This is a genomic window from Streptomyces sp. SDr-06 (assembly GCF_003324565.1).
In the GTDB taxonomy this organism is placed as follows: Bacteria; Actinomycetota; Actinomycetes; order Streptomycetales; family Streptomycetaceae; genus Streptomyces.
Map to the genome: position 1 here is coordinate 18,948 of NZ_QOLA01000028.1, position 14,063 is coordinate 33,010.

Consider the following 14,063-nt stretch of genomic DNA (forward strand, 5'->3'; position numbering starts at 1 on the left):
GGCGGTGCGAGAACGCGCTGCGGCGCCGTGATGGGGGCGGTCTTCGCGGCCACGTTCCCTTCGCTCCCGCACACCTTCCGCCGGTACGGCACCGGCCGGGGACGGCTCAGCCGACGGGGGTCGCCGGGACCCAGTCCGGGAGGTGTTCGGTGCGCTCCAGCCAGGCGGCGGGCGGGGCCCCGGCCTTGGCGGCCGCGACCACTCCCCCGGCGATCGCACAGGTCGTGTCGACGTCGCCGCCCACCTGCGCGGTCGTCCAGAACGTGCGCTCGTAGTCGCCGAGCCCGCGCGCCGCCGACCAGAGGGCGAACGGCACGGTGTCGTGCGCGCTGGTGCGCCGTCCGGAGCCGAGCACCGCGGCCACCGTCGCCGCGTCGTCGTAGTCCAGCATGTCGCGCGCCCGTCGCAGCCCCGCACCGACCGCGCTGCGCGGCACCAGCGCGATCACCGAGTCGAGCAGTTCGCCCGCCTCGGGCGGCCCGGCGGGGGCGGCCGCCAGGGCCGCGGCCGCGGCGACCGCCATGGCGCCGACCACAGCCTCGCGGTGCTGGTGGGTGGTGTACGAGGAGATCTCGGCCTGGTGGGTGGCCTGCTCGGGGTCATCGGCGTACCAGGCGCCGAGCGGCGCGATCCGCATGGCGGAGCCGTTGCCCCAGGAACCCTGGCCCTTGAACAGCGCGGAGGCCAGTTCTCGCCAGTCCCCGCCCTCCCTGACCAGGCGGAGCATCCGGTTGACCGCGGGCCCGTAGCCCCGGTCGAAGTCGTGGTGGTGGGCGAAGGACAGCGCGAGCGCGTCCTGGTCGACGCGGCCGTGCGAGACGAGCACGGCAAGGACCGAACAGGCCATCTCGGTGTCGTCGGTCCACTGCCAGGGGCCGTCGGGCAGTTCGCGCCGCTTGAGGAGGGGGTAGTTGACGGGGACGAAGAACTGGGAGCCCAGTGCGTCGCCGACGGACAGCCCGCGCAGGCTGCCCAGCGCGCGTGTGAAACGCGGGTCGAGTGATTCGGTGGCGGAGTCAGCGGTCATCTCACAGCCACTCTATCCGGTGATCCCGTACGGCTCCGGGGCACGCCACCGCTGAAACGGGCGGTCCAGCGAGTACCGCCCGTCGGCGCCGAGGAGCAGCGTCCTGGTCTCGGCGTTCCCCGGATTGGACAGCGATTCGAAGTCCGCCACGCTCCAGTGGAACCAGCGCATGCAGAACAGCCTCATGGTGAGCCCATGGGTCACGAGGAGCACGTTGGGCGGATGGTCCGGCGCCTCGAAGCTCCGGTAGAGGCTCTCCAGGAACGCCCCCACCCGGTCGTACACGTCGGCCCCCGACTCGCCCTGCGCGAACCGGTAGAAGAAGTGACCGTAGGCGTCCCGGTACGCCTTCTGGAGCTTGACGTCGTCCCGGTCCTGCCAGTTCCCCCAGTCCTGCTCGCGCAGCCGGGGCTCCTCCCGGATCCGTACCTGCTCCGGGTCGAGGCCGAACGCGCGGAACGTCTCGTGGGTGCGCCGGTAGGGCGAGACGTAGACGCTGACCTTCTCGTTCCCGAACATCGCGCGCAGTCGCTCACCGGTCGCCTCGGCCTGGCGCAGGCCCGCCTCGGTGAGTCTCAGCGCGTGGTCGGGTTCGCGCTCGTACACGGTGTCGTCGGCATTGCCTTCCGACTCGCCGTGCCGGACGAGGACGATGCGCCGTGGTCGTGCCATGCCCAAACACTAGATCGCCGGCGCCCCGATCGAGCACTTGTCCGGCCTCCATCCGGCGTAGGCGCGCGGCGGGCCGCCTCAGACCGTCCAGTCCTGGTCGAGCTCGACGACGTCGCCGGTCAGGGCCGCGACGTCGGTCTCGGTCTGGGCACGCAGCGAGAGCCGCTCCACCCGGTCGGCCCGGTACTTGCCGTGCTCGGCCGCCGACTGCCACATCGAGAGCACCAGGAACTCCTGGCCGGGCGCCTCGGCGAACAGCCCGCGCAGCATGCCCGGGGACCCCGCCATCGCGGGGTTCCAGACCTTCTCCTGCATCAGCGCGAAGTGCTCGACCCGCTCCTGGTGCACCGTGCAGTGCGCGACGCGGACCACGTCCGCGTCGGTGAAGCGCGGCTCGAAGCCGGTCTTCACATCGAAGCGGTGGTCGAAGAGCTTCACCTCGATGTCCTTGTACGTGCCGGACTGGGTGGCAGCGAGCCGGTCGTGCGCGCGGGCCATGAAGGAGTCGTAGAACGCACGGCTCTCCCAGAAGCCGAAGACATGGGCCACTTCCGGCCGCCTCCGGCTCCAGCCGCCGCCCTGCCCCCGGAAACCGGGCTCGCCGAGTAACCCCGCCCATTTCCGCTGCCCCCGCTCGAAACCGCGGCGGTCCACCACGGTGCAGCGAATCCACTTGACCAGCACCGCGCCATCGTACGGCGCGCGGCCACGCCCCGGTCAGGCTCCGGCGGCGTACTTCCAGGGGAGAACGCCGTACGCCTCGAAACCCAGTTCACCCCCGAACGCCGGAGCGAGGCCCTCGCTCCTTCAACCCCTGCGCCAGCGCGCCCAGTTGTGCGACTTCTTCCCGCTCCATCACGATATCGAAGGCCTCTGACAACAGCGTTCCGAGCTCATCGGCGGCCACCCGGCGCCGCTCCTCGGTGCCGTCCGTACGAATGGTGGTGAACTCGTCCCGGACCAGCGCCCGGCGCACGCCGGGCGCGGTCCGCTGCGCCACCACCTGGCCCACGAAACGGGAGCGGGGGTGCGAGGAGCTGTAGTGGTTCATGACCGTGAAGTCGGCCGGGTTGATCGCCTGCGGGGCGAAGGCGTAGAGGTCCAGCCATCCCTCGCGGCGCCGCGACCGCAGGACGTGGGTGCCGTCCTCCTCGGTGACGACGCCGAAGGTCCAGCCGCCCTGCTCCACGACCGCGCCGTCCCGCAGCGGGACCGGCTCCAGCGGGCCCTGATGCCCGAACCCCGTGTCGCAGAGCCAGAGTTGACCCTCGGCGGGGACCGCGAGGAGTGCGTGGGTCATCGGGGGCAGGACAGTGCCCCGGGCCCGGACGCGGGCGCCGCGTGCGGTGCATTCGAAGCCCAGCCGTTCCAGCACGGCGGCGAACAGCGAGTTCTGCTCGTAGCAGTAGCCGCCGCGAGCCTGCCCGACGAGCTTGGCCAGGAGGCTCTTCACGTCCAGCCGCACGGGCCGGCCGAGGGCCACGTCCAGGTTCTCGAAGGGGATCGTCGCCACGTGCGCCCGGTGCAGCTCCCGCAAGGTGTCCAGGGTGGGCGCCCCGTCACCGTCGTAGCCGATCCGCGCGAAGTAGGCGTCCAGATCGACCTCTTGACCGTTCCACATCATGATCCCCCGTTGCCGGTCCGGGGGCCCTCGCGGCCCCCGCCCGGCACCATGATCGCCGCCAGGACGCCGGGCGCCAACCCGTTGACCGAACGACTTTCCCGCACGGCCGTGACAGCATGGGAGGGGCGCGGGGGCGGCAGGGCAGGCACGGGGAGGGGTTTGCATGAGCGGCATCGGCAAAGGGCTCGGCACGGTCGAGGTGGCGCTGCGCTGGGACCCCAGCCCGCTCGGCTCACCCGCCCACGACCTCGATCTGGTCGCGGGCGTCTATCCGGCGGCAGCCCCCTGCGGACCGCCCGACTACTGCGTGTACTTCGACCACCGCTCCCCCGACGGCACGATCTGGCTGGACCGCGACAGCCGGACCGGCCAGGGCCTCGGCTACGACGAGGTCATGACCCTGGACCTCGGCCGCATGCCCGCCGAGCACGGGCGCGTGCTGGTCGGCGTCGTCATCCAGCAGGGGTCGGGACGACTCGTCTTCGGCGACGTGGCCGACCCGGGCGTCCGCGTCCGGCACGGATACACCGAGCTGTCCCGGCACGGCTTCGCCGAGGTGGCGGGGGCCAGAGCGGCGACGGTCGCGGAGTTCACCCGGAACGCGGCGGGCACGTGGGAGTTCCGCGAGGACGTCCGCGGTTTCGACCTCGACCCGGACGCCTTCATCGCGGCCATGGGCTCCGCGACCGCCTGAGCCGGGCCCGCGCCCAGCGAACACGCCTGAGGGGACCGGCGGTCGCCGGTCCCCTCAGCACGTCACTGGTCAGCCAGACCTACGGGCTCCGCCGGACGGACCGTCCGGCGGAGCCGCGGTGTCAGCTGCAGCCGCTGGTCGAGCCGCAGCCCTCGCAGATGTAGCAGGAGCCGGCCCGCTGCATCTTCGTACCGCAGGAGAAGCAGAGCGGCGCGTCCGCGCTGACGCCGAGCTGCATCTCGACGAGCTCGGCCGAGTTGTGCGCGACCTTCGGGGCCTCGACGGCGGCCGGCACCGGCGAGGAGACGGCCTTCAGGGGCTCCGTCTGGCGCGGGGCCGACTGGGCCAGGCTCTCCACGTCCAGCTCGTCGTCCTCCAGGGTCGGCTCGTACGAGCCGGTGTCCAGGTGGCGCTGGCGCTCCTCGGCGGAGTGGATGCCGAGGGCCGAGCGGGTCTCGAACGGCAGGAAGTCGAGCGCCAGGCGGCGGAAGATGTAGTCGACGATCGACTGCGCCATCCGCACGTCCGGGTCGTCCGTCATGCCGGCCGGCTCGAAGCGCATGTTGGTGAACTTCGAGACGTAGGTCTCCAGCGGCACGCCGTACTGGAGGCCGACGGAGACGGCGATGGAGAAGGCGTCCATCATGCCCGCGAGGGTGGAGCCCTGCTTGGACATCTTGAGGAAGACCTCGCCGAGACCGTCGTCCGGGTAGGAGTTGGCGGTCATGTAGCCCTCGGCGCCACCCACCGTGAAGGAGGTGGTGATCCCCGGGCGGCCCTTGGGGAGGCGCTTGCGGACCGGGCGGTACTCGACGACCTTCTCGACCGCGGTGCGGATGGTCTCCTCGGCCTTGGCGGTGACCGCCTCCTTCTCCTTCTCCTTGGTCTTCGCGGAGAGGGGCTGGCCGACCTTGCAGTTGTCGCGGTAGATGGCGAGCGCCTTGACGCCCATCTTCCACGCCTCGAAGTAGACCTCCTCGACGTCCTCGACGGTCGCCGTCTCCGGCAGGTTGACCGTCTTGGACAGGGCGCCCGAGATCCACGGCTGGATGGCGGCCATCATGCGGACGTGGCCCATCGCGGAGATGGAACGCTCGCCCATGGCGCAGTCGAAGACCTCGTAGTGCTCGGTCTTCAGGCCCGGGGCGTCGATGACGTTCCCGTTCTCGGCGATGTGGGCGACGATCGCCTCGATCGCCTCCTCCTGGTAGCCGAGGCGGCGCAGCGCCTGGGGCACCGTGCCGTTGACGATCTGCATCGAGCCGCCGCCGACGAGCTTCTTGAACTTGACCAGGGCGAGGTCGGGCTCCAGGCCGGTGGTGTCGCACGACATGGCGAGACCGATGGTGCCGGTCGGCGCGATGACCGAGGCCTGCGCGTTGCGGAAACCGTTCTTCGCGCCGAGCCGGATCACGTCCTGCCAGGCCTCCGTGGCGGCGGCCCAGATCGGGTTGTCCAGGTCGTCCATGTGGACGGCCGCGGCGTTGGCGTCGGCGTGCTGCTTCATGACGCGCTGGTGCGGCTCGGCGTTGCGGGCGTAACCGTCGTACGCGCCGACGACCGCGGCGAGCTCGGCCGAGCGCTTGTACGAGGTGCCGGTCATCAGGGAGGTGATGGCGCCGGCGAGCGCGCGGCCGCCGTCGGAGTCGTACGCGTGGCCCGTGGCCATCAGCAGGGCGCCGAGGTTGGCGTAGCCGATGCCCAGCTGGCGGTAGGCGCGGGTGTTCTCGCCGATCTTCTGGGTCGGGAAGTCCGCGAAGCAGATGGAGATGTCCATCGCCGTGATGACGAGCTCGACGACCTTGGCGAAGCGCTCGACCTCGAAGGACTGGTGGCCCTTGCCGTCGTCCTTGAGGAACTTCATCAGGTTCAGGGACGCGAGGTTGCAGGACGTGTTGTCCAGGTGCATGTACTCGCTGCACGGGTTCGAGCCGTTGATGCGGCCGGACTCGGGGCAGGTGTGCCAGTGGTTGATGGTGTCGTCGTACTGGATGCCGGGGTCGGCGCAGGCCCAGGCGGCCTCGGCCATCTTGCGGAAGAGCGACTTGGCGTCGACCTCTTCGATGACGTCACCGGTCATGCGGGCCCGCAGCCCGAACTTGCCGCCGGTCTCGACGGCCTTCATGAACTCGTCGTTCACGCGGACCGAGTTGTTGGCGTTCTGGTACTGGACGGACGTGATGTCGTCGCCGCCCAGGTCCATGTCGAAGCCCGCGTCGCGCAGCGCGCGGATCTTCTCCTCTTCCTTCACCTTGGTCTCGATGAAGTTCTCGATGTCGGGGTGGTCGACGTCGAGGATGACCATCTTGGCCGCGCGGCGGGTGGCGCCGCCGGACTTGATGGTTCCGGCGGAGGCGTCGGCACCGCGCATGAAGGAGACGGGGCCCGAGGCGTTGCCGCCGGAGGACAGCAGCTCCTTGGAGGAGCGGATGCGGGAGAGGTTCAGGCCGGCGCCGGAGCCGCCCTTGAAGATCATGCCCTCTTCCTTGTACCAGTCGAGGATCGACTCCATGGAGTCGTCGACGGACAGGATGAAGCAGGCCGAGACCTGCTGCGGCTGGGGCGTGCCGACGTTGAACCACACCGGCGAGTTGAAGCTGAAGATCTGGTGCAGGAGTGCGTACGCCAGCTCGTGCTCGAAGATCTCGGCGTCGGCGGGCGAGGCGAAGTAGCCGTACTCCTCGCCGGCCTTCGTGTAGGTCTTCACGATCCGGTCGATGAGCTGCTTGAGACCGGTCTCGCGCTGCGGGGTGCCGACGGCCCCGCGGAAGTACTTGCTGGTGACGATGTTGACCGCGTTCACCGACCAGAAGTCGGGGAACTCGACGCCACGCTGCTCGAAGTTGACCGAGCCGTCGCGCCAGTTGGTCATGACGACGTCACGGCGCTCCCAGGCCACCTCGTCGTACGGATGCACGCCGGGGGTGGTGTGGATGCGCTCGATGCGCAGACCCTTGGTGGCCTTGGATCCCTTGGCTCGGGAGCCTCGTGCCGGGCCGCTCGCCGTCTCTGTCATTGCCGCCTCCCATACGCGGGCAAAAACGCCCAAAAGTGCCTGAATGTTCCCGAGGCACGGTGTTTGTCTGTTGCCATGGGCGCAGCGGAAGCTCACCCCTGGCAGGTCCTGGATTGCCGCCGATCGGCGACCGCGGGCCCGTCCGGGCCCTTCGGTCAGTCGGCGGCGGTGGCGGGCACGGGGACCTCGGGGGTCGCGCCGGCCACGCACTCGTCTGATTGGCCTGCGGGAGGCCGCCGCTCGCGGAGTTCCACGATGGCGGCCTCGAAGTCTTCGAGCGTGTCGAAAGCCCGGTAAACGGACGCGAAGCGCAGGTACGCGACGAGGTCGAGCTCCTGCAACGGGCCGAGTATGGCGAGCCCCACGTCGTGGGTGGTCAGCTCGGCGCTGCCGGTGGCGCGCACCGCCTCTTCGACCCGCTGGCCGAGCTTGGCGAGGGCGTCCTCGGTGACGGGCCGCCCCTGGCATGCCTTGCGGACGCCGGAGATGACCTTGGTACGGCTGAAGGGTTCGGTGACGCCGGATCGCTTGATGACCATCAGCGAGGCCGTCTCCACCGTCGTGAAGCGACGGGAGCAGTCGGGGCACTGGCGGCGCCGGCGGATCGACGTACCGTCGTCGGTCGTACGGCTGTCGACGACACGGCTGTCGGGGTGCCTGCAGAAGGGGCAGTGCATGGTTCCCAACCCTCCTTCACAGCACGACTGAATAGCCTCACCGGGCCCGGAAACCTCCCCGCGAAGCGACCACAAGCATAGGCGATGGCCAGGGCCTTGAAAGACCATGGACCACAACTTCTGGGTGGCTGCACCAATCCAACCACTAGATCTAGGGTTTTGCCGTTTATCCAGCCCTACCGCGTGTCGGCGAACCCCGGCCGCGGCCCGGCGATTTCCGGCCGCCCAAGAGGTTACGGGAAGCGCGTGGCAACGCCGGATCGCGGGGTGCTGGATGACAGACTGGGCGCCGGTGCGGCGTCCTCGCGAGCGACACGCGGCGGTCGGCGGAACGGTCCCCGAAGGGGAGGACGCCGAGCGTCCGCCCCGGCGGTGAAGGGTACCGTAATCGACCGAATTGCCGTTCGACGGGCCCCCAATCGGGACTCGCACATACACCCACCCGCAAGACCACGGAGCGCGTTCTGCGATTTTTCACTCGAACGTGTGTTTGGCGCAACCTTTCGAAAGCAACTACCGTTGTCCAGCTAGGGAGACCATTTCGAGAGGGGCCGACGTGACCACCACCGCAGACAGTGCCACCATCACTGCCCAGGACCGCTCCCAGACCCGACTTGAGCCGGTGCATGCCATGAATGACGCAGTCACGAACCAGGGGGCGGACGCCGGGCGGCCTGCCCGCTCCCTGCCAGGCCGACCTCCAGGGATCCGCGCGGACAGCTCGGGGCTCACCGACCGGCAGCGCCGGGTCATCGAGGTCATCCGGGACTCCGTGCAGCGGCGTGGCTACCCGCCGTCGATGCGGGAGATCGGCCAGGCCGTCGGCCTCTCCAGCACCTCGTCCGTCGCCCACCAGCTGATGGCCCTGGAGCGCAAGGGCTTCCTGCGCCGCGACCCGCACCGGCCGCGCGCGTACGAGGTCCGCGGCTCCGACCAGCCGAGCAGCCAGCCCACCGACACCGCGGGCAAGCCCGCCGCGTCGTACGTGCCGCTGGTCGGCCGGATCGCCGCCGGTGGCCCGATCCTCGCCGAGGAGTCGGTCGAGGACGTTTTCCCGCTCCCCCGCCAGCTGGTCGGTGACGGCGAGCTCTTCGTCCTGAAGGTCGTCGGCGACTCGATGATCGAGGCCGCGATCTGTGACGGCGACTGGGTCACGGTGCGCCGCCAGCCGGTCGCCGAGAACGGCGACATCGTCGCCGCGATGCTCGACGGCGAGGCCACCGTCAAGCGCTTCAAGCGCGAGGACAACCACATCTGGCTGCTCCCGCACAACGCCGCCTACCAGCCGATCCCCGGCGACGACGCGACCATCCTGGGCAAGGTCGTGGCAGTGCTCCGGCGGGTCTGACCCCTCCGCCGGCTCCGACCGGGCCCCGGGACCCTCTGCGCCGGTCTCGGGGCCCCGCTGTGTCCCGGGCCCTTGGTGCTCCACCCGCCGCGCACGGGCGGAGCACCGGCCTACTTGCCGTCGGCCTTGGCCGCCGCGTCGATGGCCGCGAGCGAACGACGCGCCTGGTTACGGTCCGTGGTGTACCAGAAGTCGGGCAGTGAGGCTCGCAGATAGCTGCCGTAGCGGGCGTTGGCCAGCCGGGGATCGAGCACCGCGACCACACCCCGGTCGCCCGTCGCCCGTACGAGACGACCCGCGCCCTGGGCCATCAGGAGCGCGGCATGCGTGGCCGCCACGGCCATGAAGCCATTGCCGCCGCCCTCCTCCACCGCCTTCTGGCGGGCGCTCATCAGCGGATCGTCGGGACGCGGGAACGGGATCCGGTCCATGATCACCAGCTGGCAGCTCGGCCCGGGCACGTCGACGCCCTGCCACAGCGACAGCGTGCCGAACAGGCAGGTCTCCGGATCCGCGGCGAAGGACTTGATCAGCTCGCCCAGCGTCTCCTCGCCCTGGAGCAGGATCGGGTTGTCCAGGCGCCCGCGCAGCTCCTCGGCGGCGGCCTGGGCCGCCCGCATCGAGGAGAACAGGCCGAGGGTGCGGCCGCCGGCCGCCTCCACCAGCTCGGCCAGCTCGTCCATCATGTCGCCGCGCGAACCCTCCCGGCCCGGCGTGGCCAGATGCTTGGCGACATAGAGGATGCCCTGCTTGGGATAGTCGAAGGGCGAGCCGACGTCCAGGCCCTTCCACTGCGGGACGTCCTCGCCGGGGGTGCCCTCCGGGGAGAGCCCGAGGGAGGCGCCCACGCCGTTGAAGTCCCCGCCCAGCTTGAGCGTCGCCGACGTCAGAATCACCGAGCGGTCCGTGAAGAGCTTCTCCCTGAGCAGGCCCGACACCGACAGCGGGGCGACCCGCAGGGACGCGCCGAAGCGGTCGTGGCGCTCGTACCAGACGACGTCCCACTCGGAGCCGTTGGTGATGCGCTCCGCCACGCTGTGCACCGTCTCCACCATGGCGAGGGCCTGCTTGCGCACCGCGTCCTCGTCCTGGACGGACTTGTCGCGGGTGGAGCCGAGCGCGGAGACCACCTCGCGGGCGGCGTCGCGCAGCGCCATCAGCGCGTAGCCCAGGTCCTCCGGGATCTCCTCGAGGCGGCCCGGCAGGGCCAGCTCCATCACCCGCTCGAACCCCTCGGCGGCCGTCTGGAGCCCGTCGGCCACCTTCTCGTTGACCAGCTTGGCGCTGCGCCGCACGGCCCGGTTGACCTGGCCGGGGGTGAGCTCGCCGGTGGCGACGCCGGTGACCCGGGAGACCAGCTCATGGGCCTCGTCGACGATCAGCACCTCGTGCTGCGGCAGCACCGGGGCGCCCTCGATCGCGTCGATGGCGAGCAGGGCGTGGTTGGTGACGACGACGTCGGAGAGCTTGGCGCGCTCGCGGGCCATCTCCGCGAAGCACTCCGCCCCGTACGCGCACTTCGTGGCGCCCAGGCATTCGCGGGAGGACACCGAGGCCTGTGCCCACGCCTTGTCCGAGACGCCCGGGGTCAGGTCGTCGCGGTCGCCGGTCTCGGTCTCGTCCGCCCAGTCCCGCATCCTGAGCAGGTCCTGGCCGAGCTTGCTGGTGGGGGTGGCCGCCTCGAACTGGTCGAAGAGCCCCTCCTCCTCGTCCTGCGGCGCGCCCTCGTGCAGGCGGTGCAGGCACAGGTAATTGGAGCGGCCCTTCAGCATGGCGAACTGCGGGCGTCTGCGCAGCAGCGGATGCAGCGCCTCCACGGTGCGGGGCAGGTCGCGCTCGACGAGCTGCCGCTGGAGCGCCAGCGTGGCCGTGGCGATCACGACGCGCTCCCCGTGCGCCAGGGCCGGCACCAGGTAGCCGAGGGACTTTCCGGTGCCCGTCCCGGCCTGGACCAGCAGGTGGGAGCTGTCGTCGACGGCGTCGGCGACAGCCGTGGCCATGGTGACCTGGCCAGGCCGCTCCACGCCGCCGACGGCGGTGACGGCGGCGTGCAGGAGCTCGGGGAGTGAAGGCTTTGTCATAGCCAGACCACCCTAAGGCTCGCCACTGACAATCCGATCACTCCGCCGGTGCGAGGGGGTTCGCCACGGTGCCGTGAACGGCGGCGTGCGGCCGCTCGGAGCGGTCCCGGTAGCCGTCGGTGTGCAGCCGGTTGCGGTTGAGGCAGAGCCGGTCGATCCGGGGCGTGAGCAGATCGAACGTCTCGTAGCGGTCCTTCTCGTGGGGGAAGCGCGCCTGGTGCCGCAGGATCTCCTCGCGCACCAGCGCCCAGAAGTCGGCCTCGGCGACGCCCAGTTGGTCCTCGCACAGCGGCGCCAGGAAGCGGTAGACCCCCACGAAGAGGCCCGAGTGGATGAACTGGGTGAGGAAGGAGGGCGCCTCGGTGAGCAGGATGTTCCGTACGTCCTCGGGCATCGAGTCGTGCTCGGGAAGGTGCTCGGCGCTCACGTTGATGTCGTCGACGAAGTCCTTGATCGCCAGGCGTACGGGCACGTCCTGCTCGTCGAAGACGACGATGGCGTTCTCGCCGTGCGGCGAGAAGACCGTTCCGTAGCGGTAGAGGAAGTGGAGCAGCGGCGGCAGCATGGCGTTGAACAGCCGGCGCAGCCACACCCGGGGCGCGAGCCCGGAGCGGGCGACGAGCTCGGCGGTGAAGGCACGGCCGTCGGGGTCGGTGTGCAGCAACGCGGCGAGGGTGCGGGCCCGTTCGCCCGCGGCGAGCCGCGGCAGCAGCGGCTCGCGCCAGATCGCGCCCAGCAACTCCTTGTACTGGTAGGGCACTTCTCCGATGCGGTCGTACAGCGGGTGCTCCACGGCGACCGAGGCGACCTCGCCGAGGAGGATCACCCGGCATTCGTCCCGCAGGAAGGGGTCCGTCTCGCACAGGCCCTGCACCCAGGTGGTGACGGCGGGCGCGGCGACGGTGCGCTCGGTGGGCAGGCCCCGCCAGACCAGGGTGTTCAGGATCGACAGCGGGAGCTTCACCGTGTGGCGCTCGGGCCGCGAGAGGTTGAGGAAGGTGCGGATGGACTGCTGCGCGAGCCGTACGTCGCCGTCGGTGGGGAGCGGCACCACGGCGTTGTCGGCGACGGCCGGGGCGAAGAGCGGAAGGATCATTTCGGTCCACTGCCAGGGGTGGACGGGCAGATAGAGGTACGCCGCCGGATCCAGGCCCCGGGCCCGCAGCGCGGCGGCGAAGGCGTCGCGGACGGTGGCGTCGAGCTCGCGGGCGTAGAGCCGCTCCGGCGTGGCCAGGGTCTGGACGCCCCGGTAGGTGGCGAGGTCGGTGCGCACCGCGATCCAGGGCAGCCTGGCCGGGGTGCGGGCTTCCGGGCTCCAGCGTGCGGCGTCGTCCGCGGAGAAGCCGAGCCGGCCCTTGTTGAGCACCAGCCAGGGGTGGCCGGTCTGGTGGCCCTCCAGCTCCGCGTAGCCCAGGTCGGCGAGCTGGGCCGCCGACAGGGCGGTGGTGTGCAGTCGGGTGTCCGCGGCCAGGGTGGCGGTGAGCTCCCGTACGAGGTGGCCGAAGGTGGCGCCGTCCACGCCGAGGGTCCGGCGGGCGAGGGCGAGGAAGCGGACCGGGTCGCCGAAGGGCCGGCCCCGGGGCGGGAGCGGGCCGGACGCGTCCGGGGCGCCGGGCTCCTGGGCGGGCGGGGGGCTCGGCTCGACGAGCCGTACGGAGTCGGGCTGCACCCGCCAGCCGCCGTAGGCGCCGCGCCGGGCCAGGAAGGTCAAGGTGCTGCCGTCGTCCAACGTGAATCCGTACTGACCTGCGCCTTTGCCGTCCGGACCGGCGTTGTCAGTGGCGGGACCTACCGTTGGTTGCACGATGTCCTCGTAGGCGAAGGCGCCGATCATCTTCGCCAGGAGGAGGCGTGCCGCACGGTCCCAGGCCTCGCGGTTCAGCTCGGGCGGGGCCAGCAGCCCGGGCAGGGCCTCGGGGTCGGGAAGGCCGCGGGAGTCATGGGGGGAAGGAGGGTTCGGCACGGAGACTCCTCGGAGTGGAACCGATTCGGGGTAAGGGGTGCGGGCGGAGCGGCGGGGCGTTCACAGCAGGTTCCTGAGCGCGCGGTCGCGGACCATCAGGGCGGCTCGCTTGTCGGGCAGGTCGACCTCCGCGTGGAAACGGAAGCCGGCGCTGAGGAACGCGGAGATGGAGGGGGTGTTGCGCAGATCGGGTTCGGCGATCACACGGGGGCAGTGCGGGCGGTTGTCGATGACCAGGTCGGCGACGGCCCTGAGCAGGGTGGTCCCGACACCTCGTCCGCGGTCGGCGACGCCGCCGATGAGCAGATGGATCCCGGTGTCGTGCGGGCGGGCCGGATAGTGGCGGGCCAGCGGGTCCAGGTCCGCCCGGTAGATCTCCCAGTAGCTCATGGGGGTGGCGCCGAGAACGCCCAGGCAGGGCACGCTGCGGCCGTCGCCGTCCAGTTGGCCCCGCACATGGGCGGCGGTGACCGAGGCGGGGCCCGCCAGGTCCCAGAAGGCGGCCACGGCCGGGTCGTTCATCCACTGGGTGAGGAGGGTCAGGTCGCGGTCGAGACGTACGGGGACCAGGCGGAACGCTCCGAGGGGGGTGGCGGCGGGCGCCCAGTCGCCGGGGGAATCGAGCAGGTCCTCCGCGACGGGATGCGCCCACCGGGCGCCGCCGTCCGGCGGCGCCGAGGGGTCGTCGCCGGGGCGTGGGCCATCGGCCGGGAGGGGCGCCGCGGTCGGGTGCGGGACCGCCGGGTCCGCCGGAGCCGCGGCGACGCCCTGCCCGCCGACGCGGCCGGACCCGCCGGTGCCCGGACCGCCCGGACCGGCGGCCGGGTCGCGGAACAGGGCGACCAGTTCGCCGGGCAGCTTCAGGTCCAGGGTGTCCTCGGCCGCCTCCCCCGGTTGGGGGGCCGGGCCGGTGCCGGCGTCGGTGCTCGCATCGGTGGGAGGCACGGCGACGCTCCTCTCA

Annotated in this window: 11 protein-coding genes; 2 read left to right on the forward strand and 9 right to left on the reverse strand. The window is 71.2% G+C overall.

From position 1 onward, the window contains the following. Window positions 1-106: 106 nt before the first annotated feature. From DT019_RS34470 to DT019_RS34485, 4 genes are all read right to left on the reverse strand, one after another. Window positions 107-1,027: an ADP-ribosylglycohydrolase family protein gene (locus DT019_RS34470; RefSeq protein ID WP_114040931.1), complete on the reverse strand. Its 921-nt coding sequence runs from the start codon at window positions 1,025-1,027 to the stop codon at window positions 107-109. Window positions 1,028-1,039: 12 nt separating this feature from the next. After that, window positions 1,040-1,699, reverse strand: a complete 660-nt coding sequence (locus tag DT019_RS34475) for a histidine phosphatase family protein (protein WP_114040985.1) — start codon at window positions 1,697-1,699, stop codon at window positions 1,040-1,042. A 78-nt stretch (window positions 1,700-1,777) separates the two neighbouring features. Next, window positions 1,778-2,383 (reverse strand): YdbC family protein, encoded by a 606-nt coding sequence (locus DT019_RS34480; RefSeq protein ID WP_114040932.1) that lies wholly within the window; start codon window positions 2,381-2,383, stop codon window positions 1,778-1,780. A gap of 88 nt (window positions 2,384-2,471) precedes the next feature. Then, window positions 2,472-3,323 (reverse strand): arylamine N-acetyltransferase family protein, encoded by an 852-nt coding sequence (locus tag DT019_RS34485; RefSeq protein ID WP_223279904.1) that lies wholly within the window; start codon window positions 3,321-3,323, stop codon window positions 2,472-2,474. Window positions 3,324-3,486: 163 nt separating this feature from the next. On the opposite strand from DT019_RS34485, the gene DT019_RS34490 reads away from it, so the two are divergent. Then, window positions 3,487-4,017, forward strand: a complete 531-nt coding sequence (locus DT019_RS34490) for a TerD family protein (RefSeq protein ID WP_114040934.1) — start codon at window positions 3,487-3,489, stop codon at window positions 4,015-4,017. A 121-nt stretch (window positions 4,018-4,138) separates the two neighbouring features. Here DT019_RS34490 and DT019_RS34495 read toward each other — a convergent pair whose 3' ends face one another. Next, on the reverse strand, window positions 4,139-7,033 hold the full coding sequence (locus DT019_RS34495) for a vitamin B12-dependent ribonucleotide reductase (RefSeq protein ID WP_114040935.1): 2,895 nt from the start codon (window positions 7,031-7,033) through the stop codon (window positions 4,139-4,141). Between the two features lie 155 nt (window positions 7,034-7,188). Continuing rightward, window positions 7,189-7,710, reverse strand: a complete 522-nt coding sequence (nrdR, locus tag DT019_RS34500) for a transcriptional regulator NrdR (protein ID WP_114040936.1) — start codon at window positions 7,708-7,710, stop codon at window positions 7,189-7,191. 556 nt (window positions 7,711-8,266) lie between these two features. On the opposite strand from nrdR, the gene lexA reads away from it, so the two are divergent. Further along, a complete protein-coding gene (lexA, locus tag DT019_RS34505) occupies window positions 8,267-9,058 on the forward strand; it encodes a transcriptional repressor LexA (protein WP_114040937.1) in 792 nt (263 codons plus the stop codon). A 110-nt stretch (window positions 9,059-9,168) separates the two neighbouring features. Here lexA and DT019_RS34510 read toward each other — a convergent pair whose 3' ends face one another. From DT019_RS34510 to DT019_RS34520, 3 genes are read right to left on the reverse strand one after another with little or no spacing between them, the layout of a single operon-like run. After that, window positions 9,169-11,139: an ATP-dependent DNA helicase gene (locus DT019_RS34510; RefSeq protein WP_114040938.1), complete on the reverse strand. Its 1,971-nt coding sequence runs from the start codon at window positions 11,137-11,139 to the stop codon at window positions 9,169-9,171. A 37-nt stretch (window positions 11,140-11,176) separates the two neighbouring features. Further along, window positions 11,177-13,102 carry an IucA/IucC family protein gene (locus DT019_RS34515; RefSeq protein ID WP_411292766.1) on the reverse strand — a complete coding sequence of 642 codons (1,926 nt, stop codon included), beginning with the start codon at window positions 13,100-13,102 and terminating at the stop codon, window positions 11,177-11,179. A 60-nt stretch (window positions 13,103-13,162) separates the two neighbouring features. Further along, window positions 13,163-14,047 (reverse strand): GNAT family N-acetyltransferase, encoded by an 885-nt coding sequence (locus DT019_RS34520; protein WP_114040939.1) that lies wholly within the window; start codon window positions 14,045-14,047, stop codon window positions 13,163-13,165. Between the last annotated feature and the right edge of the window lie 16 nt (window positions 14,048-14,063).

Bases quoted from the DNA above. Each gene is read 5' to 3' on its own strand.
- DT019_RS34490 (WP_114040934.1), top strand. From the start codon at position 3,487: ATGAGCGGCATCGGCAAAGGGCTCGGCACGGTCGAGGTGGCGCTGCGC.
- DT019_RS34470 (WP_114040931.1), bottom strand. From the start codon at position 1,027: ATGACCGCTGACTCCGCCACCGAATCACTCGACCCGCGTTTCACACGC.
- DT019_RS34495 (WP_114040935.1), bottom strand. From the start codon at position 7,033: ATGACAGAGACGGCGAGCGGCCCGGCACGAGGCTCCCGAGCCAAGGGA.
- DT019_RS34510 (WP_114040938.1), bottom strand. From the start codon at position 11,139: ATGACAAAGCCTTCACTCCCCGAGCTCCTGCACGCCGCCGTCACCGCC.
- DT019_RS34485 (WP_223279904.1), bottom strand. From the start codon at position 3,323: ATGATGTGGAACGGTCAAGAGGTCGATCTGGACGCCTACTTCGCGCGG.
- nrdR (WP_114040936.1), bottom strand. From the start codon at position 7,710: ATGCACTGCCCCTTCTGCAGGCACCCCGACAGCCGTGTCGTCGACAGC.
- DT019_RS34475 (WP_114040985.1), bottom strand. From the start codon at position 1,699: ATGGCACGACCACGGCGCATCGTCCTCGTCCGGCACGGCGAGTCGGAA.